This is a genomic window from Bradyrhizobium iriomotense, assembly GCF_018130765.1.
Lineage (GTDB): Bacteria > Pseudomonadota > Alphaproteobacteria > Rhizobiales > Xanthobacteraceae > Bradyrhizobium > Bradyrhizobium iriomotense_A.
On record NZ_JAFCJZ010000005.1, the window covers coordinates 155,843 to 180,982 of the forward strand.

The window sequence follows — 25,140 nt, forward strand, 5'->3', positions numbered from 1 at the left end:
TCCTCAACGCCGAAGCATGATGGGTTTCGCAAGTGCTCTACCCATCCTACGGCCCGTCGGACACACCTTCGCATCCTCGCGACTGATCTCGCCCGAGCTTTGCTTCGTCGTTCCACCCTCTTAAGCCAAGAGGGCGCAGGGAAGGCCGGGTGCCGGCGGCACCCGCGGTCCACTGCGCGAAAGGTAGCGCAGAGAAAACCGCACAGCAGCATACAGGTGAAGCCCAACACACGGCCTTCCCTGCGCGATGGTTGGACGGCTTATGCCGTGCTCTCCCGGGAGCCGAGTTCGTTCTGGCCTCCCTTACCCCGCGAATTGACGATGCCGTCTGCCCGGTTGGGCTCGCGCGCATCTTCGCGAAGGGCTTGACCGTAGCAACGACGGCCAGGACCACACGGTTTTGCCGTACACGCGTTCGTTGGCACCACAGGGTTCGACGGCGTTGTGCACGTTGCCATCGAAATGTTGGCGCGACGAACTTAACAGCGCCGCTCGTCCGCACGTGGTTACGAGCTCACAGGGACTACCCGCCCTGCCCTTAACCCCTCGTGCCGACGCTGCCGCGTCCACCGCAAGTCCGGCTCGCGAAAATGACGACCTCATGATCGCCCCTCAAGGATGAGCCGGGATAGGCGATACATACGACAAATCCGAATTTCGGTAAAGCGGAATGTTTTTGTCGAGAGTGCTTGACTCGGCGACGAAACAGGGCCGATGTTGTCCCCGACGAACTCCCCGCCGCCGGCACCGAGATGCCGCGCAACATCTGTTTACATTCAGCAACATTCGGGCTGCCGAAAGGCCACGATCCCTAGGCTAGTGGTTCCCGCCTCGTCCTGCCCGAGGGCCATGAGCGCCCTCCTCCTTCCGGGGCGAGGCCAATGAATCTCAGTCGATTTGATGCCGTCACACTTGTCCGTCGCAGTCCCCGTGCCTTCCGCAAAGGAGAACCGTCATCCGACGCCCCGCCCGCTGCGCGAAGTCCTGTCCCGTGCCGGATCGACTTGCCTCGCGCTGGCGCTGATCGGCTCGTTGGCGGGCTGTGCCGTGGGCCCGGACTATGCGGGGCCGCCCCGGCTGGAGCTGCCGTCGCACTGGAGCGTCAAATCCGCCTCGCGGCGCGGCGCCGGCACGCTCGATCGCTGGTGGCTGCGCCTGCGCGATCCACTGCTCAACCGTCTGATCGAACAGGCCGTCGAAGCCAACCCCGATGTCGCAAAGGCCAAAGCGGTGGTGCGCGAGGCGCGCGCGACGGTCCAGCAAACCGGCGCCGGGCTGTTTCCATCCGTCAGCGGCTCGGCCGAGGTAACCAACAACAAGGCGAGCTCAGGCTCCGCATCAGCCGTGGTCGACAACGCGCCCTACGCGCTGCACCAGGCGAGCTTCGATTCGAGCTGGGAACTCGACCTGTTCGGCGGCACACAGCGCAACATCGAGGCGGCGGTGCGCGGCGCGCAATCGGCCGAGGAGGATCTGCGCGACAGCCTCGTCACGCTGATCGGCGATGTCGCCGCCTATTACGTCGAGGCACGCGGCTACCAGGCCCGGATCGCGCTGGCGCAGCGCACTGCGGTCTCGCAACGCGACACCGAAAAGCTCACACGCAGCAAGTACGAGGCCGGCAGCGGCAACGCCGTCGATCTCGCCAAGGCCACCGCGCAGGCCGCGAGCACCGAAGCCAACGTTCCGACCTATCAGACCGCGCTCGCAGCCGACATCCATCGGCTCGGCATCCTGCTCGGACGGCCGCCCGACGGTGTCGCTTCGCTGATGGCGCGGTCCGCGCCCGTGCCGGCGCCGCGCATGCCGCTGCCGACGGGCCTGCCCGCCGATCTCCTCATGAGCCGCCCCGATGTCGCCAGCGCCGAGCGCAAGCTGGCGCAGGCCACCGCCAAGATCGGCGCGGCCGAGGCCGACCGCTATCCGGCGGTGTCCTTGACCGGCTCGGTCGGCACCTCGGCGATGCGTGTCGGCGACCTCGCCAAATATTCCAGCGTGAGCTGGTCGGTCGGACCGTCGGTCACCGTGCCGGTGTTCGACGCGGGCAAGCGGCTGGCCACGGTGAGGATCGCGGAAGCGCAGCGCGATCAGGCGTTCGCGACGTTCCATTCGACCTTGCTCACCGCGCTCGAGGATGTCGAGAACGCGCTGGTGTCGCTGTCGCAGGAGCGCGTGCGCGCGACCAAGCTGACCGAGGCGGCGAAGAACTACGGCGAGGCCGCAAAGCTGTCGCGATCGCTGTTCGAGACCGGAAGCGCCAGCTTCATCGACGTGCTCGATGCCGAACGCTCGCTCTATTCAGCCGAGGATTCGCTGATCCAGAGCAAGGTGTCGGCGGCCAAGGATTACATTTCGCTGGCCAAGGCGCTCGGCGGCGGCTGGGCCGATCCGGTCGACGTGTCGACGCCTGTTATCGTGGACAGCAATACAGGACCGCATATGCGGGAGGCGTTGAAGTGACCGAGATCATCACCGTCAAGCGCGTAAAGATCGCCGCCGCGGTGTTTGCCGTGGTCGCGACCGGCATGGTGCTGGCGACGCATTCGCCGGGAACGGCGAGCAAGGCACAATCCTACATCACCGCGCAGGTCGCGGTCAGCGATCTGCGCGAGGAGGTGCTCGCCAGCGGCACGCTGAAGCCGGCGCGGCTGACCGCGGTCGGCGCGCAGGTGTCGGGGCGGATCACCGCGCTCAACGTCCGCGTCGGCGACACGGTCAAGGCCGGCGACGTCATCGCCCAGATCGACCCCGTCACCAAGCAGAACGATCTGCGCAACTCGGAAGCCTCGCTGAAGAATTATCGCGCGCAGAAGGTCGAGAAGGAGGCTGCGCTGGTGCTGGCGGAGGCGAACCTCGCACGCCAGCAGGCGACACTGGCGCAGCGCGCAACCTCGCGCAGCGATTTCGACAGCGCGGAATCGACGGTGCGCCAGACCCGCGCCCAGATCGCCGCGCTGGAGGCGCTGATCGTCGGCGCCGAAGCCAGCGTCGAGACGGCGCGGGTGAATCTCGAATACACCCGCATCACCGCGCCGATCGACGGCACGGTGCTTGCCACCGTGGTGCAGGAGGGGCAGACGGTCAACGCAGTGCAGTCCGCACCGACCATCGTCGTGCTCGGCCAGCTCGAGACCATGACCGTGCGGGCGGAGATCTCCGAGGCCGACATCGTCAAGGTCAGGCCGGGGCAGTCGCTCTACTTCACCATCCTCGGCGATCAGGATCACCGTTACGAGGCGCGGCTGGAGCAGATCGAGCCGGCGCCCGAATCGATCAAGAACGACGCCAGCTTCTCCTCGACCACCACGACATCGAGCTCAAGCTCGAGCACGTCGAGCTCGACCAGCACCGCGATCTACTACATCGGCGTCTTCAACGTTCCGAACAAGGACCATGCGCTCCGAACCTACATGACCGCGGAGGTGCACATCATCACCGGCGAAGCCAAGCGGGTGAAGGTCATCCCCGCGCTCGCCGTGATGCGCAAATCCGACGGCCGCAGCACGGTGCGCACCCTCGGCACGTCGGGCGACGTTCGCGAGCGCGAGGTCAAGACCGGCCTCAACGATCGCACCACCGTCGAGATCAGGTCCGGTCTCGATGAGGGCGAGCGGGTCGTGACCGGCGAGGCCAGCGAGCAGACCGTATCGCGCGGCATACCCGGCGGCCCGCCCGGCGGAGGAGGTCCCTGACATGACCGATCCGATCATCGATCTCCAGAACATCCGCCGCGAGTTCGCGGCGGGCGACACCATTGTGGTGGCGCTCGACGATTTGTCGCTGAGCATCCAGCCCGGCGAGATGGTCGCGATCATCGGTCAGTCCGGATCGGGCAAGTCGACGCTGCTCAACATCCTCGGCTGTCTCGACCGCCCGACGTCGGGCGCCTATCGCGTCGCCGGCAAGAACGTCTCTGAGTTAGATGCCGACGCGCTGGCGGCGCTGCGCCGCGAGCATTTCGGCTTCATCTTCCAGCGTTACAATCTGCTTGGCGATCTCACCGCCGCCGCGAATGTCGAAATCCCCGCCGTCTATGCCGGCCTCAATGCGCGGGAGCGACGGACTCGTGCGAACGCGCTGCTCGAGCGGCTGGGCGTCGGCACGCGAGGCGGCCATCGCCCGAACCAGCTCTCCGGCGGCCAGCAGCAGCGCGTCTCGATCGCGCGGGCGCTGATCAACGGCGCCGAAGTCATCCTGGCGGACGAGCCGACCGGCGCGCTCGACCGGCGCAGCGGCGAGGAGGTGCTGAAGATCCTGAAGGAGCTGCACCGCGAGGGACGGACGATCATCATCGTCACCCACGATGCGGATGTCGCCGCGCGGGCCGAACGCATCATCGAGCTGCGCGACGGCAAGATCGTTTCCGATCGCCGCACCGGGACCGCGGGCGTATCGGAGCCGGTCGCCCGCACGGCATGGGACAGCGGCGCTGGCTGGACTGGCGCCCTGGGACGCCTGCGTGAGGCCTCGCGGATGGCGCTGGTGGCGATGGCCGCGCACCGGCTGCGCGCGTTCCTGACCATGCTCGGCATCATCATCGGCATCGCGGCGGTGTCGTCCGTGGTCGCGCTCGGCAACGCCTCGCAGCGCAAGGTGCTGTCGGACATATCGAGCCTCGGCACCAACACCATCGAGGTGTTTCCGGGCAAGGATTTCGGCGATGCGCGCGCCGGCAAGATCAAGACGCTGGTGCTCGACGATGCCCGCGCGCTCGACCGGCAGGGTTTCATCGCCGGCGTCACCCCGACGGTTTCCACCAGCACCACGGTGCGCTATCGCGGCAATGAGTCCAACGTCCTCGTGAACGGCGTCGGCGAGAGCTATTTCCAGGTCAAGGGCGCCAAGCTGGCGAAGGGCCGCCTGTTCGACGCCGACGCCGTCCGCAACATCGAGCGGCAGGCGGTCATCGACGACAACACAAGAAAAACCTTCTTCGCCGACGACCAGACCTCCGGGATCGGCCGCGTGATCTGGCTCGGCAAGGTGCCCTGCCGCATCGTCGGCGTGATCGCGCAGCAGCAGGGCGGGTTCGGCTCGAACCAGAACCTGTCGGTCTACCTGCCCTACACCACCGTGCAGGCCCAGTTCACCGGCGGCCGCGCGCTCCGCAGCATCCTGCTGCGGATCAGCGACGAGATCTCGACCAATCTGGCGCAAGACGCGGTGACGACGCTTCTGACGCAACGGCACAACACCAGGGATTTCGTCATCCTCAACACCGACGACATCCGCCGCACCATCACCAGCACGACGCAGACGCTGGCCTTCCTGGTGGCGGCGATCGCGGTGATCTCGCTGGTCGTCGGCGGCATCGGCGTCATGAACATCATGCTGGTATCCGTCTCCGAGCGGATCAGCGAGATCGGCGTGCGCATGGCGGTGGGCGCGAGGCGCAGCGACATCCTGCAGCAATTCCTGGTGGAGGCGACCCTGATCTCGTCGATCGGCGGCATCGCCGGCATCCTGATCGCGGTCCTGCTCGGCGTCGCCATCAACGTCGCGGTGCCCGGCTTCGAGGTCAGCTATTCGCCATTCTCGATCGGCGCGGCGTTCCTGACCTCGACCGGGATCGGGATCGCCTTCGGCTTCTTCCCCGCCCGCCGTGCCGCCTTCCTCGACCCCGTGGTGGCGTTGAGCCGTGACTGACCGTAGGATTGCACCATGACTGTAGTTCTTCGGACGAGACAATCGTCCGCAAATCGACCAACGATCGGCGCCCCCGATGCGATCTCAATCATGACCAACGGCACGCCCAACATCCTGATCGTCGAGGACGATCAGCCGACCCGCGATCTCATCTCGCGCTATCTGCGCGAGCATTCGTTCGCGGTCAGCGCCGTCACCAACGGCAAGGAGATGGACCGCCACCTCGCGCAGAGCCGGGCCGATCTGATCGTGCTCGACCTGATGCTGCCGGGCGAGGACGGCCTCAGCCTCTGCCGCCGGCTGCGGATGGAATCGACGACGCCGATCATCATCCTCACCGCGAAGGGAGAGGATCTCGACCGCATCCTCGGCCTCGAAATGGGCGCCGACGACTATCTCCCGAAGCCGTTCAATCCGCGCGAGCTGCTCGCCAGGATCAACGCGGTGCTGCGCAGGCACGCGAGCGGTCTCACGGCGGCCTCCACCGCGACGCGGCTGAAGTTCCAGGGCTGGACCATCGATCTGCGGCTGCGCGAATTGCGCGATCCTGAAGGCGCGCAGGTGCCGCTGACCAGCGCCGAGTTCGACCTGCTGCAAGCCTTCTGCGAGCGCGCCGGCCGCGTTCTCGCTCGCGACAGCCTGCTGAACATGACGCGCGGCCGCCCCGGCGGAAGTTTCGGCCGCAGCATCGACGTGCTCGTCAGCCGTCTGCGCCGCAAGCTCGACCGCAGCGAAGACACCTCCATGATCAAGACCATCCGCACCGGCGGCTACGTGTTCACACCAAGGGTGGAGGAAGCATGAGCCGCGCCGCCGACATCCTGACGCTGTTCAGCTTCAGGCGGATCAGCGGCCAGATCGCCGCCCTGATCCTGGTCTCGCTGATCCTGATCCACCTCTCGATCGCCGGATATTTCCTGCTCAACCGGCCGAAGCTGCTGACCGACACGCCAGTCGAGCAGTTCGAGCTGATCGCGCGGATCATCACCAACACACCCAAGGCGGAACGCGCTGTCGTCCTCGACAGCATCAGCCGGACCTTTCCGGCGCTCAAGCTGCAATTGCGGGACAGTGTTTCCCTTTCCGTTACGCCGCTGCCGGCGCGGACACCCCTGCCCATCCCGTCCGCGCTCGGCGGCCGGGCCGAGCTCATTCGTGGCACCGGCGCGGAAGATAATCGCGTCTGGTTCTACCTCGCCAAAGACGACGTGCTCGAAGCGACGATGGGATTGCCCCAAATACCGGCCTTCGTCAGCGGCCTCTGGACCTCGACGCTGCTGTTCCTGGTGGCGAGCGTCACGCTGCTCGGCGTCTGGGCCGGCCGCGCGCTGTCCTCGCCGCTGTCGGCCTTTGCGCGCGCGGCGGAGAATTTCAGCCTGAACCGGGCCTCGCCGCCGTTGCCGGAGAACGGGCCGGAGGAGATCAGGGCCGCGGCCAGAGCGCTGAACCGGATGCGCGAACGCATCACCGCGCTGATGAACGACAGGACCCGCATGCTCGCGGCCATCAGCCACGATTTGCGCACGCCAATCACGCGATTGCGGCTGCGTTCGGAATATATCGAGGATCCGGCACAGCGCACGCAGACCGTGCGCGACCTCGACCAGATGCAGTCGATGCTTGAATCCGTGCTCTCATTGCTGCGCAGTGAAAGCCCGGTGAAGCCGACACTGGTGGATGTCGCGGCGTTGCTGCAGATGGTCTGCGAGCAGTTTTCCGATTGCGGCCATGCGGTGTCCTATTCCGGCCCCGCCCGCGCCGCCTTCGTCCTGCGGCCGGACGAGATCATCCGCGCCGTCACCAACCTCGTCCAGAACGCAACGCGCTTCGGAACCGAAATCGAGGTCACTTTGTTGACGGCGGGAGATCATCTCGTTATCGACGTGTCCGATAACGGACCAGGCATCCCCGATGAAAGCAAAGCGGCGATGCTGGAGCCCTTCGTGCGCGGCGAGGAGGCCCGCACCATGGACGAGACGGCCGGCTTTGGTCTCGGCCTGTCGATCGCGCAGGCGATCGTGACCGCACATGACGGAACCCTTCAGCTGCTCGACAACGCGCCAAAAGGCCTGCGCGTCCGCCTGCAGCTCGCCAAGACTGGCGAGGCACGCCGGCCATAAAGTCGCGGCAATCGTCGGGCTTGTCGCTCCTCCCTGTACTCTGCTCCCGGAGCTCCGATGTCTTCCGCCGACCGGCCGGCGACACGCCTTGCGACTCGGCTTGCCTTCCTTGTCGCGGGCTTCGGCATGGCGTGCTGGGCGCCGCTGGTGCCGTTCGCGAAGACGCGGCTCGGCGTCGACGACGGCGTGCTCGGGCTGCTCCTGCTCAGCCTCGGCATCGGCTCGGTCGCAGCAATGCTGCTGACCGGCATCATGAGCGCACGCTACGGCAGCAGGCCGATCATTATCGCCGGCGGGCTTGGTCTCGCACTGGTACTGCCGCTGCTGGCTATCGCGAGTACGCCCGCATCACTGGCACTGGCGCTGATCGCATTCGGCGCCGCGCTCGGCTCGATCGACGTCGCCATGAACATCCATGCGGTGGAAGTGGAGCGCGCCGCGGGGCGCCCGCTGATGTCCGGTTTCCACGCGCTGTTCAGCATCGGAGGTTTTGCCGGATCGGCGTTGATGACCGTGCTGCTCTCCTTGCGGCTCGGCGCGCTCGCTTGCACGCTGATCTGCTCCGTCCTGATGCTGATCGCGATGATGGTGACGTCGCCCCGGCTGCTTCGCTCCGTGCAGGTGCAGGACGGGCCGCTCCTGGTGCTGCCGCACGGCTCCGTGCTCCTGCTCGCGCTGCTCGGCGCCATCACCTTCCTCGTCGAAGGCGCGATGCTGGATTGGGGCGCGCTGCTCGTGATCGGCGCGGGCCTCGTCCCGGAGGCGCAAGGCGGGACCGGCTACATCGTGTTCTCGATCGCGATGACGATCGGGCGGCTCGGCGGCGACGCCGTCGTCGCGCGCATCGGAGATCGCGCGACATTATTCTGGGGCAGTCTCATCGCGATCGCGGGCTTCGCAGTGCTGCTCACAGCGCCCATCGCGGCGGTTGCGATGGCCGGCTTCCTGCTGATCGGCCTCGGCGCATCGAACCTCGTGCCGGTGCTGTTCCGCCGCGCAGCCTGGCAGACGGTGATGCCAACGGGGCTCGCCGTCGCCGCGATCACGACCGCCGGCTATGCCGGCATCCTCATAGGTCCTGCCGGCGTCGGCTTCGTCGCCCGCCTTGGCGGATTGCCGACGGCGTTCTGGCTGCTGGCCGCGCTGATGTGCCTGGTCACATTGTCGGCGCGCATCGTCACGCGCCCCGCGTGAGTCGTCTCAAAACCTCTCCAGCCCGATCGATTTGATCATGCGCGCCAGGCTCGCCGAAGTCGCCTCGACGAGGCGCTGGAATTCGGCCGGATTCGAGTCGCTGTCTGGCTCCATGCCCTCGGCGCGATAATTGGCCTGCATCGCCTTGTCGGCCATGGCGATGCGCGTCGCCTGCGCGATCCGGTCGATGATCGCATCGTCGGTCTGCCGGGGCGCGAACAGGCCGAACCAGCCGTCATAGCGCAGGCCCGGCATGCCGGATTCGATGGCGGTCGGGATATCGGGAGCCACGCTCAGCCGCTTTTCGGTCGCGACCGCGATCATCCGGATCTTGCCGGCCTCGCGCCACTGCTGCAATTGCACCGACATCACGGCGATGATGAGGGGGATCTGGCCGGCGAGGAGGTCGTTGCTGGCCTGCGCGATGCCGCGATACGGGACATGGACGATGTCCAGCCCGCCCGCCTGCAGCTTGAAGGCTTCGCCGACGAGATGATTTCCGCTGCCGATACCGGGTGTCCCGTAGGACAGCTTTCCCGGATTGGCTTTCGCGTAGGCAATCAGTTCGGGCAGATTTGTGACGGGCACCGACGGATGGACAACGAAAACAAGCGCGCTGGTGATGAGGCGGCAGATGGCGCGGAAATCGTCCATCGCATAGGACGGGTTTTGCGACAGCAGCGGAATGGCCGCCTGCGTGCTGTCGTTTCCGAGCAGCAGCGAGTAGCCGTCGGGCTTCTCGCGCGCGACCGCCGTTGTCCCGATCGCGCCGCCCGCACCGGTGATGTTTTCGATGAAGACGGGTCCGAGCAGCGACGACATCTTCTCCGCCCAGGGACGCCCGATCTGATCGCCAGATCCGCCCGCCCCATAGGGAATCACCAGTCGAATGGGACGAGAGGGATAATCGGCGGTGTGCCCGATGCGCGGAATCACCGCGAGCACCGCCGCCGCCGGTAATGCATGGACGAAGTGTCGCCGCGAGAAGGAAGGCATGCCCGAATTCCGGAAGCGGTTGGTCACGGCCCGAGGCGAGACCGGCTCCGGACGATCCCATCGCAGCAATCGGCGACCGACGTCAATGCTCCGTCCGGACTATGCGGCGGCGTCACGGCCATGTCGTGCGCTCTAACCCGTTACTTTTAAAACAATATTTCGGAAGGCGGCCGACCCACGCGGTCCACGCAGGGCTGCCGGCCCTGCCCACTGCTTTCGGCCAGTTTACTGTACGGTTCGTTCTGATAGACCACAAATGAATACCTTTTGACTCCCGTCGCGGGGGTAATGGCGCGTGCCAGATCGTAGCGAAGACTCGTCCATTTCATTTGGGCCATTTCGACTGTTTCCAAAGTCCCGGCTCTTGGAGAAGGAGGGCGTGCCGCTCCATGTCGGCGGCCGCGCGCTCGACATCCTCATCTTTCTGTCCGAGCGGCCCGGTGAAGTCGTCGACAAGAGAGAGCTGGTCAAGCGCATCTGGGCCGACGTCAATGTCGATGAGGGAAGCCTGCGCTTCCATGTCGCAGCGCTGCGCAAGGCGCTCGGCGACACCGGCAAGTCGGCGCGCTATGTCGTCAACGTGCCCGGCCGCGGCTATTGCTTCGTCGCCTCGCTCGCCCCGCCGGCCTCGCCCGCCGCGCAGCCGACCATCGACATCCTGCCTCCCCGCGCCCTCCCCGCGCCGCTCTCCAAAATGGTCGGACGGGAGGAGGTCGTCGAAAAGATATCGAACGGACTCTCGCTCCATCGCTTCATGACCCTGGTCGGCCCGGGCGGCATCGGCAAGACGGCCGTCGCCATCGCTGTCGGGCATCGCCGCGCCGAGGATTTTCGCGGGCGCGTCTTCTTCGTCGACTTCGGCCCGCTCCGGGATGCCAGCCACGTCGCAACCACCATTGCCTCCGCGCTCGGCCTGACCATCAGCGCTGAGAATCCGACGCCGGCCCTGCTGACGTTCCTCAAGGTCGGCCCGGCGCTGCTGATCCTCGACAGCTGCGAACATGTGCTGGACAATCTGGCCCCGCTCGTCGAGCACATCGTGCGCGAGGCACCACAGGTTCGCGTGCTCGCAACCACCCGCGAATCGTTCCGCAGCGAAGGCGAGCGCATCTTCCGGCTGTTCCCGCTGGATTGTCCGCCCGAGCGCGAAGGGCTCGATGTCGCCGAGGTGCTCGCCTATCCCGCCGCCCAGCTCTTCGTCGAACGCATCGCGCAGAGCTCCGGCCCGTTCCAGCTCAGCGCGGACGATGCGCCGCTGGTCGCGAGCATTTGTCGGCGCCTCGACGGCATTGCGCTGGCGATCGAGCTCGCGGCGGGGCGCGTCAATGCCTACGGCATCGCCGGCACCGCCTCGCTCCTCGACAGCCGCTTCTCGCTGCAATGGCGCGGCCGGCGCACCGCTGTGCCGCGGCACCAGACCCTCGCCGCCGCACTCGACTGGAGCTACGACCTGCTGCCTGCGGCCGAGAGCGCGACCCTGCGCCGGCTCTCGGTGTTCGCCGGGCCTTTCGCGCCGGAGGCGGCTGCCGCGGTTGCATCCGGTGACGGCCTCAGCGCATCGGAAACGCTGGAGGCCATCGACAGCCTGGTCACCAAGTCGCTGATCTCGCCGTCCGGCTCGCGGACGCTGCGCTATCGCCTGCTCGACACGACGCGGGCCTACGCGCATGGAAAGCTCAGCGCGCTCGGCGAAACCAGCCAGTTCGCACGCCGTCATGCCGAGCATTTTCGCGATTTCTTCGCGCATGCGGAGGCCGACACGTCGACGCCGCTGCCGGAATGGCTCGGCATCTATGGCGCGGAGCTGGACAATGTGCGCGCAGCGCTCGACTGGGCTTTCGCGCCCGACGGCGACGCCGAGCTGGGAATCGCGCTGACGGCGGCCGCGGTCACGCTGTGGGTGCGGCTGTCCCTGTTCGCCGAATGCCGCGAACGATCCAGGACGGCACTGGCGGCGCTCGGCGACACCGGCGACGACCGTATCCGCATGCAGCTGTTGTCGGCACTCGGCTGGTCGCTGATGTATGGCGAGGGCCGCGCGCGCGAGGCGCGCCCGATCCTGGAGACGACGCTCGAGCTCGCCGACAGGCTCGACGACAAGGACTTCCGGCTGCGCGCCCTCTGGGGCCTGTGCATCGATCAGTTCAACAACGGGCAGTTCGGCAAGGCGCGTGTGTTCGCCGATCGTTTTGCGAACGCGGCCTCGAACTCTCCCGACAGGACCGATGTGATGCTGGGCGACCGGCTGACGGCCGTGGCGTTGCATTATCTCGGCGACCAGAACGACGCACGGCTGCGCATCGACCGGGTGCACGCATCGCTGCATGTGCTGGCGGAGAAGCCCAAGATCTTCCCGCTCGACCTGAGAATATCCACGCAATATTTCCGCGCCCGCATCCTGTGGCTGCAAGGCCTCGCCGACCAGGCCCAGGCGCTCGCCGCCAGAAATATCGAGGAGGGCCGCGCCAACGGCCACGCCCTGACCTTCTGCAGCGTGCTGGGACAGGCTGCCTGCCCGATCGCCTTCTGGGCCGGCGATTTCGAGGCTGCGGAACGCCATGGCACCGAGCTGCTCGAGCATACCGAGCGGCACGCGATCCGGCTGTGGGGACTGTGGGCACGGGCCTTCAATGCGGCGGTGATCGCCAGGCGCGGCGACGTCACGACCGGCCTGCCGCTGCTGCGCGAGGAGCTCAACCGCGCCGGCGATGCGCGCTTCCTGCCGCGCTTCCTTCCCCTGCTCGGCGAGCTCGCCGCAGGCTTTCTTGAGGCCGACCAGGTCGACCGCGGCCTCGACGTGATCGAGGACGCCCTGACCCGCTGCAATGACCGGCAGGAACTGTGGTATCTGCCGGAGCTGATCCGCATCAAGGGAGAGTTGATGCACAGGAGCGCGCAGAACTCGGAGGGCGCCGAAGCGCACTTTCGCGACGCCATGGACATGGCCGTCCGGCAGGGCGCTCGCTTCTGGGAATTGCGCTGCGCGATCAGCCTCGCGCGGCTCATGATCTGGGCCGGCCAGACGGCAGAGGCTCTGGCCGTTCTCAGGAATGTCTCGGGGTCATTCACCGAGGGTGCTGGCATCGCCGATATCCGCAGCGCGCGCGATTTGATGGCGCAACTGCGGAACTGACCGCGCGCTGATCTGCGCTAACCTCCCGCCGCCACCGCGCGGCGCGGCAGCTTCCAGTCGGGCCGAATGAAGTGGCAGGTGTAGCCGTCCGGATAGCGTTCGAGATAATCCTGATGCTCGGGCTCGGCTTCCCAGAACTCGCCTGCGGGCGCGATCTCGGTCACCACCTTGCCGGGCCACAGGCCGGAGGCCTCGACGTCGGCGATGGTGTCTTCGGCAATCCGCTTCTGCTCGTCGCTGGTGTAGAAGATCGCGGAACGGTAGCTCGTGCCGAGATCATTGCCCTGGCGGTTGAGCGTCGTGGGATCATGGATCTGGAAGAAGAACTCCAGCATGGTCCGGAAGCTCGTCTTCGCCGGATTGAAGATGATCTCGATCGCTTCGGCGTGGCCTTCGTGATTGCGGTAGGTCGCGTTCTTCACGTGGCCGCCGGTGTAGCCGACGCGGGTGGCGATCACGCCCGGCTGCCTGCGGATGAGATCCTGCATGCCCCAGAAACAGCCTCCGGCCAAAACTGCGCGCTCAGTCGTCATCTGATGCTCCATTCGTTTCGTCGAGATACTCAGCGCTTGTCCGGGGCCGGATGCAAGCGCGGATCATCGTGGTCGTCGTGATATTCGAGGCCCAGCGGACCAATGGCGGAAACCTGCGTGACATATTCACCGGATTTCGCCCAGTGATAATGCCATGTTTCGCCGGGCAGTACGATGACGCTGCCCGGCGGATAGGCCTTCACCTTGTCGCCATCAAAGCGCTCGCCGAGCCCCATGTAGAACACGCCCGACATCACCGTGTAGATGCGGTCTTCCGGATGCTTGTGCGGCATCAGCCTGGTGCCGCCTGGCACCTTCACCCGGACCAAATAGGGTCCGGGCTCGGCGGGATGGCCGACCATGACCGCAAGGCGCGCGCCCGGAGGAAATGCCGGGAACGGCTGCCATGCGATGTCCTCGGGCAAGATTGCTCGAAACCTGTCTTCGTCCGGCTGATGCTCTCGGGGCAGATCTTGACGAGACATGGCCGCCTTCCCTGTGTTGCCTCAAGTCAATTTGGCGTCGAGCGTGATCGCGGCGTTGAGCACCTTCGACACCGGGCAATTCTTCTCGGCTTCGCCCGCGATCTTGGCGAAACCTGCTTCGTCCAGGTTCGGCACTTTCGCGCGCAAGGTCAGCGCCGATTTGCTGATCTTGAAACCCTTGCCTTCCGGCTCGAGCGTGACGGCAGCTTCCGTCGAGAGCTCGTCCGGCGTGAAACCGGCGAGCTGAAGGCCGAAGGCGAGCGCCATGGTGAAACAGCCGGCATGGGCCGCGGCGATCAATTCCTCGGGATTGGTGCCCTTCTCGTTCTCAAAACGCGTCTTGAACGAATAAGCCGTCCCGGCCAGCACGCCGGATTCGCTCGACAGCTGGCCTGTGCCATCGCGACCAGTGCCCTTCCAGACTGCTGTTGCCTTGCGGATCATCTCAGTTCTCCTTGTTTGTGTTTGTGTTCAAGCCCCGGCGCTCCGTACCGGTGGAACGCGACTTCGGCGTGACCGCCTGCCCTCCCAACCGGTCGAGCACCGCAGCGGTTCCGCCTGAGCCCGTTCCGATGGTTTCGGAACGGGCTCAGGATTTCTTAGTTGACGCGTTTTCTTGGCGCGAACCGGTATCCACTTCGCTCGAAAACGCTCTAGTTACCAATCTGCCCGACGTGAAAACCGAGCCGGCTCTCCACGTCGCCGGCGCGGTGGAAGCCGCGCGCCATCAGCGCCTTGATGCGACTCTGGCTTGCGGGGCGGCCGAGCGCGGCCAGGAACGCGTCCCATTCCGGCTTGATCTCGCCATCCGGCGGCAGGCTCGCGACATCGACGAGGCGCTTGGTCTCGGCGATGGCCTCCTTGTCGAACGAGGCGATGCGCATGGCGAGCGCCTCGACGAAACCGTCGAGCTCGGCATCTGGCAGCGAACGATTGACATAACCGTAGCGCTCGGCGAGATCGCCGTGGATGTCATCGGCCCCGAGCAGCACTTCAAGCGCGCGGCCGCGGCCCATCAGACGCGGCAACCGCGCCATCGGCCCGCCGCCGGGCACGAGACCTGCGCCGACCTCCCATTGCGACAGGATCGCCTTCTCGCGGCTGGCAAAACGCATGTCGCTCGCAAGCGCGACCTCGCTGCCGACGCCGGTCGCGCGGCCGCGGATCGAGGCGATCGAGACGACCGGCGCGCGGCTGAGGCGCACCAACATGTCCGGCAGCGCCTGCAGTCCGGTCCGACCGGGCGGGATGTTCAAGGAGTCCTCCAGCGGAGCCAGGAAGTCGTAATGCGTAATGAAGAAGCCTTCGACGGCGCTGTCGAATACGACGACCTTCACCTGCGGGTCGGTCTCGATCGCGGTGATGATGTCATTCAGCAGCGGAAGCTGTTTCGGGCCAAAGATGTTCACCGGCGGCATGTCGAAGGTCACTCGCCAGTATGACGGCAGGCGGCGCTCCAGGCGGATGTCTGCGGTGGTGACGATGGGGTCGGGACGGTTCATGATTTGGCTCCTGCTATGCGTTTCGAAGGGACAGAGACGTGCGGAAGGCGCGAGCCGTGCTCAGCTCAGATCGACTTGCGCAGGGGACGGGACGCGGTGCGCACTTCCGCAGAGAACAGAATGCAGCTGCTTCAGGTTGGCAGCTCCTGACCGGCCTGCTCGCGCACGATGTAGTCGGCGTACCAGTCCGCCCAGTTCTCGTCGTGACCGCCGGTGCGCTTCTCGTGCTCGCCATGCGCCACTGAGGCGCGGCGCAGCGCCGCGGCGAGATCAGTTTGCGACGCAAATGTCGTGTCGTCTGCCTCGATGCGTCCGGGCAATCGTGTCGTGACCTCCTGGAACAGCCAACCATTGCCGTCGGGGTCGCTGAACGAGGCGAATGAGCGGTAGCTGCCACGCTTCGGGTCAGCGCCGCTGACGCGAACGCTACCGAACAGATACGGCTCATCGGGACCTGCATGAACATCGCCGGCACCGTGAAAGGGTTCGCTGACGTCAATGCCGCGGTCGAGCAGATCCTTCCGCGCGGCCTCCAGATCGGAAACGATCAGGTACAGACCTCGCGCCGAGCCAGGCGCGGCTGCGGTGACATTCCTGCCGAAGATCACCGAGCAGGCAGAACCCGGCGGCGTGAACTGGATCACGCGCCAGTCGTCGCCCGGGGCGAAATCGGCGTCCAGTCGCCAGCCGAGCCGCGCATAGAACGCCTTGGTACGGTCGACGTCGGAGACCGGGATGACGACGACTTCGAGCTTCAGATCGACGTGATGCGATTTCGAAGACTTTGCCGCGGCGTCGCTGTCGATTTCGAGTGTGGCCATATCGAACTCCCGTGGTGTGAGTTGAGGCTGTCTTTCAAGCGGCGGCCGGCATCACGATGGTCACCCGCATTGCGATCGAACGGCACTGTCGTTCGGCATCGAGCCGATGGCAGACATGATGGCCTCTCCGTTGCAATAGCACGCAGCTCGGAAGCCATAGTGGATACGCCGCCTGCGATTTGCTCGTTAGACGTTGCAAGATTCTGTTATGATCGGCGGCGTCGCAATCAGGCGGCGGAGACTGTCGTCGCGACGGTCAAGCACACTGACGAATTGTCGCGGGCGCGTGATAAGCCGTTCGCGTTTAAGCAAAATTTGCGAGTGTTATTCTCGGGGCGCTCCGGCGGTCGCCACGCCGTTTCGCCACTTTCGACCAGTTTACTCGCAATATCGTTCTGCTAGACCAAAGTTGCAGACAGCATCCCCTTCATTGGAACCATTGGCTCGTGCCGGACACTAACGACCAGGATTCGGCAATCTCCTTCGGGCCATTCCGGCTGTTTGCAAAGTCGCGGCTGCTGGAGAAGGACGGTGTTCCGCTTCATCTCGGCGGCCGCGCGCTCGACATCCTGATCGTTCTCGCCGAACGCGCCGGTGAAGTCGTGGACAAGCGGGAGTTGATCAAGCAGGTGTGGTCCGGCGTGAACGTCGACGAAGGCAGCCTGCGCTTCCACGTCACGACGCTGCGCAAGGCCTTGAATGACAAGGCCCTGGGCGATGCCGGCGAAGGCTCGCGCTACGTCGTCAACGTGCCCGGACGCGGCTATTGCTTCGCTGCCCCGCTGCTCCGCGCTGCTGCTTCGGACGGCCGGGCCAGCCCAGTCGCTTCGCCCCACGCGCTGCCATCACCACTTGCGCGGATGATCGGGCGGGACGATGCCATCGCGAAGATTTCCGCCGAGCTCGCCGTGCATCGCTTCGTCTCCATCGTCGGCCCCGGCGGGATCGGCAAGACCTCGGTCGCACTCGCCGTCGCGCATCGCGAGCTGGACGCCTTCCACGGCCAGGTGTGCTTCGTCGATTTCGGCGCGCTCACCGATGCCCGCCTCATTCCCGGAACGATCGCGGCCGCCCTCGGCTTGACGGTCAATTCCGACGATCCGATACCCAGCCTGCTGACTTTCCTGCGCAGCCGGCGCACGCTGCTGCTGTTCGACAGCTGCGAGCACATCCTCGACGACCTCGCGCCGCTGGCCGAGCGCCTCGTCCAGGAGGCAAGCGAGCTGCACGTTCTCGCCACCAGCCGCGAGTCCTTTCGCACCGAAGGCGAGCGCGTGCATCGGCTATTTCCGCTGGATTGCCCACCCGAACGCGACGGGCTCGGCATTGCCGACATTCTTGCCTATCCTGCAAGCCAGCTCTTTGTGGAACGTATTGCCGAGAGCCTGAGCGAGTTCGAGCTCAGCGAGGAGGACGCGCCGCTCGTCGCTGAAATCTGCCGGCGGCTGGACGGCATCGCGCTCGCGATCGAGCTCGCGGCCGGACGCGTCAATGCCTATGGCATCGCCGGGACTGCGTCGCTGCTCGACAGCCGCTTCTCGCTGCTGTGGCGCGGACGGCGGACCGCGATCCCGCGGCACCAGACCCTGAGCGCCGCGCTGGCCTGGAGCTATGATCTGCTGCCAGAAGCCGAAAGCGCGACGTTGCGCGGATTGTCGGTTTTCGTCGGGCCGTTCACGCTGGAAGCCGCGCTGACCGTTGCGTCCTGCCAGGGTATCGGCGAAGCCGAGGCGGTCGAGGCGATCTCGAACCTGCTCTCCAAATCACTGATCGCAACCTCGCCTGCGGAGCGGCGGCTGCGCTACCGTCTGCTCGATACCACCCGCACCTTCGTCGGCGACAAGCTCGTCGAGAACGGGGAAGCGGAGCGCGTAGCGCGTGCACACGCCGAATATTTCCGCGATGTCCTGCGCGACATCGCGCTCAAATCCTCGGGGCTGCAGACGACGGGTGGTTTCCTGCCCTATGCGGACCATTTGCCCAATGTCCGGGCCGCGCTGACCTGGAGCTTTTCGGACAGTGGCGACCGGACAATGGGAGTCGATCTCGCAGCTTCGGCCGCCCAGTTCTTCCTCGAGCTGACATTGCTGACCGAGTGTCTTCGCTGGACGCAGCAGGCGCTGGCTGCTTCCGATACCGGCACAGTGGACGCTCGCCAGGAGATGACGCTGCAGGCCGCGCTCGGCGTCTCCGTGATGTTCACGCAAGGAAATACGGAGGCGGTCTGCGCCGCTTTCACGCGCAGCCTGCAGCTTGCCCGCGAGCTCGAGGATTTGCACTGGCAGCTCTGGCTGCTGCGCGGCCTGCACATCTACCTGACCAGGGTCGGAGATTTTCACGGCGCGCTCGGCACCAGCGTCGATGGCGAGAGTGTTGCGCGCAAGCTGAACGATCCCGCCGCCACGCTGAACGTGGAATGGATGCTCGGCGTCGCACATCATCTGATCGGCAACCAGGACAAGGCCGTGCAGCTCTGCGAGAGCGCGATGGTGCACAATCCGGGCTCGCAGCGGCAAAATATCGGACATCTCGGCTATGACGACCGCATCGTCGCGCTGGTGGCGCTGGCGCGCGGGCTCTGGCTCACCGGCCGGCCCGATCGCGCCATCGAGGCGGCCAGATACACGGTGCGCGAGGCCGAGCTGCTCGAACAGCCGCTGACACTCGGCATTTCCCTGATCTGGACCATCTACGTGTTCCTCTGGGTCGGCGACTGGGCCAATGCCGAAACCTTGATAGAGCGGCTGATCGATCATTCGGCGCGGCACTCCCTTGGTCCGTATCGTGCGGTCGGGATCGGCCAGAAGGGCGAGCTGCTGCTGCGCCGCGGCGATCTTGCCGGCGGCATCGAGCATCTTCGCCGCAGCCAGGCCACCCTCCATGCAACGCGGCACCGGATCATGACGACGGTGTTTGCGACCGCACTCGCGGAGGGCCTCGCGGCGCAGAACCAGACCGGCGAGGCCTTGCGCACAATCAATGAGGCCATCGCCCAGATTCCCGATCACGGCGAATCCTTCGACATGCCGGAGATGCTCAGGGTCAAGGGGGACATCCTGGCCCGATCGGGCAACGCGGCGGAGGCCGAAAGCTGCTTGCGCAAATCGCTCGATCTGTCGCGCCGACAATGCGCTCTCAGCTGGGAGCTTCGCGGAGCGATCAGCCTCGGCCGCATCTGGCACCAGGCCGGAAAAGCCCGCGACGCACGCGACCTGCTCGCCCCGCTCGTGGCGCGCTACCAGGAAGGCCTCGCGACTCGTGATCTGGTCGCCGCAACGGGACTGCTCGGCGCGCTGAATTAACAGCGTCTTCAACGGGATACCACCCAAATCCCGGCTCGCAACTCCTAACAACTTCTAACACGCCAAGCCGCAAGCGCCCCGCCATGGTGGTGGCGCTTCACGGTGAATATGGCGCGACATGGCTCTTCTCGACGACGTAATCGATGCCAGCGGCGGTCTGGCCCGCTGGAACAGTTTAAACCGGTTCACGCTCCATTTGTCCGTCGGCGGAACGCTGTTCGCAAGCGCCGGACATGCCAGGGAGTTCAAGGATGTGACCGCGGAAGGCTCGACCCGGACACAGTCCATCCGCTTCACCGGCATCACCGGCGGGGAATACTCGGGCTCCTTTCAGCCGGATGCGATCACGATCGAAAGCCTCGATGGCGAAGTGCTGCGGACCTGGCGCAATCCAAGCCTGGCGTTTCCCGAGGCCGGCTCTGCTGCGCTTGCGGACGAGCTGCACCTCGTCTTCTTCTGCGGCGTCGCGATCTGGAATTACCTGACCAATCCATTCCTGCTCGCCCATCCCGGTGTCGTGCTGGAGGAACTGCCGCCGTGGCGCGAGAACACCGAAACCTGGCGACGGCTGCGCGCGCAATTCCCCCCGAGCCTGATCACGCTCGCGTCCGATCAGATCTTCTATTTCGATGAGAACGCGCTGCAACGGCGAACGGATCACGATCTCTTCGGGACGAAGGTCGCTCACTACTCCTGGGCCCATGACAGTTTCGGCGGCATCGTGGTGCCGACGCTTCGGCGAGCGCAGACGCTGCAGCCCGACGGAACCGTGATCGCCAAGCCCGTGCTGATGGATGTCGAGATCTTCGACGCCACGTTCGAATAGCAGCGGCGCAAAGGACTACGGCGATCCGATCGGCTTCCGCATGGCCCCGCCCATCGCGAGCGCGTCCGCGCCATCATCAAAGAATTGAAAACTCTGATGAAGTCACTCCACCTGCGACGAGCTGTCACACCATATGCGCCGCACAAAATCTAACACATCCTAATCACCACTAACGGGCTTCTTGTCGGACCCACGCCTATCCTCCGAGCATGGAAAGCCTTCTCGAAAGCCTGGTGAAGACTTTGGGCTTGAGAGTTTGCCGGTCGCCGCCAGCGACCGCGATGCGGAGAGAATGAGCGATGTTTACCGACTTGCAGGCGGCACATGCCTGGAATGACCTTCAGGCCAGCCCGCGGGATCACCAGGCGCGTCAGGCAGCACAGCCGTTTCCCAGAGAAAGCGGATGGCGCCAGCTCGAGCGCGGCGCGAATGCGGCGGTCGAGGACATCTCGATCTCGCGGTGGGAGGATTTGAGAGACAGCTCGTCGCATGTCGCGACGACGCCGGAGGATCGCTATTTCGTCGGCATCGCCCTGAAGGCCACGCGCGCGAAATTGACGCGAGACCGCCTGATCATTTTCGACGGCACCATGCCCGCAGGGACGTTGTATGCGAGCGCGCCGTCGAAGCACCTCAGCGCGCAATTCCAGGCGCCCTGCGCCTTCCTGCACTTCCACATCCCGGCTGACCAATTCCCGGCGCAATCGCCGGCGACCGACGGGCTTGGCGATCTCGTCCTGCTGCGTGATCCGCTTGCCGCCGAGCTCGCCAGGGCGTTGATCGAGCATGGCGATGCCGCGGACCGTCAATTCGCGCGCTGTATCGGCCAGACCCTTGCGATGCATCTCACGCGGTTGGAGCCACCACGCGCGCGGGTCAATGCGTTACCGAAATGGCGGCTGCGACGCGTCGAGCAGCATATCGCCGATCATTTCGACCGCAGCATCAGCCTGTCCGAACTCGCCAGCGTCGCCGGGCTTTCCAGGATGCACTTTGCGGCGCAATTCCGGACCGCGACCGGCTATCGCCCGCGCGAATATCTGCTCAATCACCGGATCGAACATGCGAAGACGCTGCTGGCGACGACCGGGCGGCCGCTGGCCGAGATCGCGCTCGCCGTCGGCTTCTCGACCCAGGCGCATTTTTCGACCGTGTTCAAGCGCATCAGCGGCCAGTCTCCGGCGCGCTGGCGCCTCGCCAGCAGGAGCGAGCGCTGTGAGATCGAAACGCCGCCGCGGCATCGGCCCGCTCCGGACTGGATCGCCAGCGCGGCTGCGTAGCGCGTCATTCCCTGCCTTTGGCGCAAGCGTCCTGCCCCTTGCGCCGGCTCGCACCCTCTTCCTCCCGGGACTGTGAGCCAGTTGGGGCCGTCCCTGCTCCCACACAGGACGGCCCCTTTTTCTTGGCGCCGGGAATCACCCGGGCGCGCCGGTGCGGCCCGACTCGTACAGGAACCAGACCCGTCGCTCGGCCTCGTCGATCCAGTTCTCGATCAGGCTTGCGGTTGCGACATCGCCATATTCGTCGCAGAGCTCGTGCACGCGCCGCATCTCGCGCGTGAGCTGCTGGTTGTCGCTGCGCAACTCCGCCAGCATGTCCAGGGGATCGACATAGTCCGCGTCGTTGTCGAGGATGCGCTGCTCGCGCGCGATCTGGCCGATCGAGCGCAGCGTCGTGCCGCCGATCTTGCGGGCGCGTTCCGCGATGTCGTCGGTCATCGCAAAGATCTGGTCGGCCTGCTCGTCCAGCAGCAGGTGATAGTCGCGAAAATGGCTGCCCGACATGTGCCAGTGAAAGTTCTTGGTCTTCAGATAGAGCGCGAAGACGTCAGCAAGCAAAGCGCGCAGCGCGGCGGGAATGTCGCGGTTCGCGTTGGCGCCGAGATCGGTCGGGCTTTGAAGGTCTGCTTTGGTCATGTTCGTTGATCCTTCGGTGAGGAGACGAACCCTTAGCAGCGCCGCGCGGGCGGTTCTTTCCTCATGCGCGCGACGATTTCGAATTCACACGGGGGATCTCGTGTCCCGGACGCGCTGCGGCACGCAGTGACGCTGCGCAGAACCGGGACCAAGGAGGCGACATGGTACAATGCGGAGAGATGGGCCCCGGCTCTGCAGCGCACCGCTGAAGGAGCGCTGCGCAGCGTCCGGGGCACGAGAATAGCGTGTGTCGCGACCCTCTCTACACCGTCATTGCGAGCGCAGCGAAGCAATCCCTACACCGGATCGAACGCCCGGATCGGCGGCAAATTGCCGGTGAACTTCTCGACCTCGACCGTCGTCAGCTGCCCGGTGCAGCCCTGCGCGAAGGAGGAGGTACCGATGTCGCGGGTGAGCACGTTGGGATTGCCGTGGACGCAGAGCGGGGCTTCGTCCTCGGGGTCCATCGGATCATACCAGGCGCCGGTCGGAAGCTGGACGACGCCGGCCGCGATGCCGTCGGTGACGTGGACGGCGGCAAGGCACGCGCCGCGGTCGTTGAACAGGCGGATGATGTCGCCGTCCTTGATGCCGCGCGCGGCGGCATCGCGCGGGTTCATGCGTGCGACCTCGCGGCCGCGATGCTTTGCTCCAAGCGAATGGCCGCCGAAATCGAGCTGGCTGTGCAGGCGCGTCACCGGCTGGTTGGCGACGAGGAAGCACGGTGCGCCGGGCTTGGGCATGTCGGTCTTCTCCAGCCAGACCGGATGGCCGGGACAATCGGCATCGCCGTGGGCGGCGATCTTGGCTGAGAAGATTTCGATGCGGCCGCTCGGCGTCGGCAGCGCATGATTGACAGGATCCTCGCGGAAGCGGCGCAGCCGGCCGCCGTCGTCGGGCTGCTGCGGCACGACCAGGCTGCCGCGTTGCCAGAACTCGTTGAAGCTTGGCGCTTCGAGGCCGCGCTTGGCGAGCGAGGCGCGGGTCGGCTCGTAGAGATATTCCAGCCACTGACGAGACGTGCGCCCCTCGGTGAAGGGTTCACGCGCACCGAGACGCTCGGCGAGATCGGCGAAGATCTCATAGTCGTCGCGCGCAAGGCCGAACGGCTCGGCGATCTGATGCATCGCGACCATGAGGGGATCGTTGGTGGAATAGCCGATGTCCTCGCGCTCGAGCGTCATTGTCGAGGGCAGCACGATGTCGGCATGCCGCGCCGTCGCGGTCCAGGCGAGCTCGTGCACGACGAAGGTGTCTGCTTTCGCAAACGCCTTGCGCAGACGGTTGATGTCCTGGTGGTGGTGGAAGGGATTGCCGCCGGCCCAATAGACGAGGCGGATATCCGGATAGGTGCGCGTCTCGCCATTGTAGCGATAGGTGGTGCCGGGATTGAGCAGCATGTCGGCGATGCGCGCCACCGGAATGAAATCGGCGACACCGTTGCGGCCCTGCCCCAGCGTCGGCCCCGGCACGTCGTTGACGCGGCGGCCGTAATAACCGATCGCCCCGAGCGAATAAGCGTAGCCGCCGCCGGGAAGACCGATCTGGCCGAGCGCTGCCGCCAGCACCATGCCCATCCACACCGGCTGCTCGCCATGCTCGGCGCGCTGGAGCGAGTGCGAGACGGTGATCAGTGCGCGCTTTCCGGCAAGGCGGCGCGCCAGCTTGCGGACCGTGCTCGCATCGACGCCCGAGATCGCGGCGGCCCATTCGGCGTGCTTCGCCTGCCCGTCGCTCTCGCCGGTGAGATAGCGCAGAAAGACCGGCCAGCCCTCGGTGTAGCGATCGAGGAAGGCCTGGTCGTGGAGCTTCTCGCTCACCAACGTATGGACGATGCCGAGCATCAAGGCGGTGTCGGTACCGGGCACGCAACTCATCCATTCGGCGCCGGCCTCGACCGGCAGATCGTCACGCAGCGGGCTGACCAGGATGAACTCGCAGCCGCGCTGGCGCGCCGCCGCCATGGCGCCGCGCTCGACATGCTTGCTGATCGAACCGCCGGCCACCATGGAGTTCTTCAGCGCCATGCCGCCGAAGGCCAGCACGACATCGGTCTCGGTCGCAATCTGCTCCCAGGTGACGTTGCGCTTGGTGATGTCCTCGTAGCCCGCCAGGATCTGCGGCAGCAGCACCGAGGACGCGCCGGAGGAATAAGTGTTCACCGAGCGCACATAGCCGCCCATCGCGATGTTGAGAAAGCGATGCACCTGGCTCTGGGCGTGATGGAAGCGGCCCGCGCTCGACCAGCCATAGGAGCCGCCGAACACGGCGCCGGGCCCGCGTGTGTCGCGGATGCGGCCGAGCTCGTCGCCGAGGAGGTCGAGCGCCTTTTCCCAGCTCACCGACACGAATTCGTCGCGGCCGCGGCGATCGTCGGGGCCGGGCCCGCGCTCGAGCCAGCCGCGGCGGATCGCCGGCTGCGCAATGCGCGCCTGGTGGCGGAGCGCGCCGGGGAAATTGTCGATGATGCCGTTCGGATCGGGATCGCGCGCATAGGCCCTGACCTCGAGCCCGGCCGCGCCGTTGCGCGCCGAGAACACGCCCCAATGGGAGGTGTGCGGCTTGAAGCCGTCCGAGAGGTCGAGGCCGGGGTCGGGGAAGCCAATCGTATCGTCCATCGTCTGATCCTTGTTCCCCGGCATGGCACGGTTCAACCGCCCCGAGTC

General features: G+C 65.9%; 18 protein-coding genes. 10 read left to right on the plus strand and 8 right to left on the minus strand.

The window, feature by feature from the left end; translation table 11 throughout:
* Positions 1 to 900: 900 nt before the first annotated feature.
* From JQ635_RS11670 to JQ635_RS11695, 6 genes are all read left to right on the plus strand, one after another.
* Positions 901 to 2,460: an efflux transporter outer membrane subunit gene (locus JQ635_RS11670; protein WP_433996561.1), complete on the plus strand. Its 1,560-nt coding sequence runs from the start codon at positions 901 to 903 to the stop codon at positions 2,458 to 2,460.
* Positions 2,457 to 3,692: an efflux RND transporter periplasmic adaptor subunit gene (locus JQ635_RS11675; protein ID WP_211410006.1), complete on the plus strand. Its 1,236-nt coding sequence runs from the start codon at positions 2,457 to 2,459 to the stop codon at positions 3,690 to 3,692. The genes JQ635_RS11670 and JQ635_RS11675 overlap by 4 nt, the downstream gene beginning before the upstream one ends.
* A 1-nt stretch (position 3,693) precedes the next feature.
* On the plus strand, positions 3,694 to 5,646 hold the full coding sequence (locus JQ635_RS11680) for a MacB family efflux pump subunit (RefSeq protein WP_211410007.1): 1,953 nt from the start codon (positions 3,694 to 3,696) through the stop codon (positions 5,644 to 5,646).
* Positions 5,647 to 5,736: 90 nt separating this feature from the next.
* Positions 5,737 to 6,450 (plus strand): response regulator, encoded by a 714-nt coding sequence (locus tag JQ635_RS11685; protein WP_211410008.1) that lies wholly within the window; start codon positions 5,737 to 5,739, stop codon positions 6,448 to 6,450.
* The gene (locus JQ635_RS11690) at positions 6,447 to 7,766 is read left to right on the plus strand and encodes an ATP-binding protein (RefSeq protein WP_211410009.1); all 1,320 of its coding nucleotides are present in this window, start codon (positions 6,447 to 6,449) and stop codon (positions 7,764 to 7,766) included. The genes JQ635_RS11685 and JQ635_RS11690 overlap by 4 nt, the downstream gene beginning before the upstream one ends.
* A 57-nt stretch (positions 7,767 to 7,823) precedes the next feature.
* A complete protein-coding gene (locus tag JQ635_RS11695) occupies positions 7,824 to 8,960 on the plus strand; it encodes an MFS transporter (RefSeq protein WP_211410010.1) in 1,137 nt (378 codons plus the stop codon).
* A gap of 6 nt (positions 8,961 to 8,966) precedes the next feature.
* On the opposite strand, the gene JQ635_RS11700 is transcribed toward JQ635_RS11695, so the two are convergent.
* The gene (locus JQ635_RS11700) at positions 8,967 to 9,956 is read right to left on the minus strand and encodes a Bug family tripartite tricarboxylate transporter substrate binding protein (RefSeq protein WP_211410011.1); all 990 of its coding nucleotides are present in this window, start codon (positions 9,954 to 9,956) and stop codon (positions 8,967 to 8,969) included.
* 295 nt (positions 9,957 to 10,251) lie between these two features.
* On the opposite strand from JQ635_RS11700, the gene JQ635_RS11705 reads away from it, so the two are divergent.
* Positions 10,252 to 13,089 carry an ATP-binding protein gene (locus JQ635_RS11705; protein ID WP_211410012.1) on the plus strand — a complete coding sequence of 946 codons (2,838 nt, stop codon included), beginning with the start codon at positions 10,252 to 10,254 and terminating at the stop codon, positions 13,087 to 13,089.
* A 17-nt stretch (positions 13,090 to 13,106) separates the two neighbouring features.
* On the opposite strand, the gene msrA is transcribed toward JQ635_RS11705, so the two are convergent.
* From msrA to JQ635_RS11730, 5 genes are all read right to left on the minus strand, one after another.
* The gene (msrA, locus tag JQ635_RS11710) at positions 13,107 to 13,622 is read right to left on the minus strand and encodes a peptide-methionine (S)-S-oxide reductase MsrA (RefSeq protein WP_211410013.1); all 516 of its coding nucleotides are present in this window, start codon (positions 13,620 to 13,622) and stop codon (positions 13,107 to 13,109) included.
* Between the two features lie 29 nt (positions 13,623 to 13,651).
* Positions 13,652 to 14,047: a cupin domain-containing protein gene (locus tag JQ635_RS11715; RefSeq protein WP_246583459.1), complete on the minus strand. Its 396-nt coding sequence runs from the start codon at positions 14,045 to 14,047 to the stop codon at positions 13,652 to 13,654.
* Between the two features lie 81 nt (positions 14,048 to 14,128).
* Complete coding sequence (locus JQ635_RS11720) at positions 14,129 to 14,551, minus strand: OsmC family protein (RefSeq protein WP_211410015.1); 423 nt, start codon at positions 14,549 to 14,551, stop codon at positions 14,129 to 14,131.
* A 209-nt stretch (positions 14,552 to 14,760) separates the two neighbouring features.
* Positions 14,761 to 15,609, minus strand: a complete 849-nt coding sequence (locus tag JQ635_RS11725) for an enoyl-CoA hydratase/isomerase family protein (protein WP_211410016.1) — start codon at positions 15,607 to 15,609, stop codon at positions 14,761 to 14,763.
* Positions 15,610 to 15,740: 131 nt separating this feature from the next.
* Entirely contained in the window at positions 15,741 to 16,430 is a 690-nt protein-coding gene (locus JQ635_RS11730) for a VOC family protein (protein ID WP_211410017.1), read from the minus strand.
* A gap of 446 nt (positions 16,431 to 16,876) precedes the next feature.
* Here JQ635_RS11730 and JQ635_RS11735 point away from each other — a divergent pair, with 446 nt between their 5' ends.
* The 3 genes from JQ635_RS11735 to JQ635_RS11745 all read left to right on the plus strand — a co-directional run bounded on the left by JQ635_RS11735 (position 16,877) and on the right by JQ635_RS11745 (position 21,838).
* Positions 16,877 to 19,732 (plus strand): ATP-binding protein, encoded by a 2,856-nt coding sequence (locus JQ635_RS11735; protein ID WP_211410018.1) that lies wholly within the window; start codon positions 16,877 to 16,879, stop codon positions 19,730 to 19,732.
* A gap of 118 nt (positions 19,733 to 19,850) precedes the next feature.
* Positions 19,851 to 20,558, plus strand: coding sequence for a hypothetical protein (locus JQ635_RS11740; RefSeq protein ID WP_211410019.1), 708 nt, complete (start codon positions 19,851 to 19,853; stop codon positions 20,556 to 20,558).
* A 299-nt stretch (positions 20,559 to 20,857) separates the two neighbouring features.
* Positions 20,858 to 21,838, plus strand: coding sequence for a helix-turn-helix domain-containing protein (locus tag JQ635_RS11745; RefSeq protein WP_211410020.1), 981 nt, complete (start codon positions 20,858 to 20,860; stop codon positions 21,836 to 21,838).
* A 135-nt stretch (positions 21,839 to 21,973) separates the two neighbouring features.
* On the opposite strand, the gene JQ635_RS11750 is transcribed toward JQ635_RS11745, so the two are convergent.
* Positions 21,974 to 22,474, minus strand: coding sequence for a Dps family protein (locus JQ635_RS11750; protein WP_211410021.1), 501 nt, complete (start codon positions 22,472 to 22,474; stop codon positions 21,974 to 21,976).
* Between the two features lie 296 nt (positions 22,475 to 22,770).
* A complete protein-coding gene (locus tag JQ635_RS11755; RefSeq protein ID WP_211410022.1) occupies positions 22,771 to 25,092 on the minus strand; it encodes a molybdopterin guanine dinucleotide-containing S/N-oxide reductase in 2,322 nt (773 codons plus the stop codon).
* Positions 25,093 to 25,140: the final 48 nt, after the last annotated feature.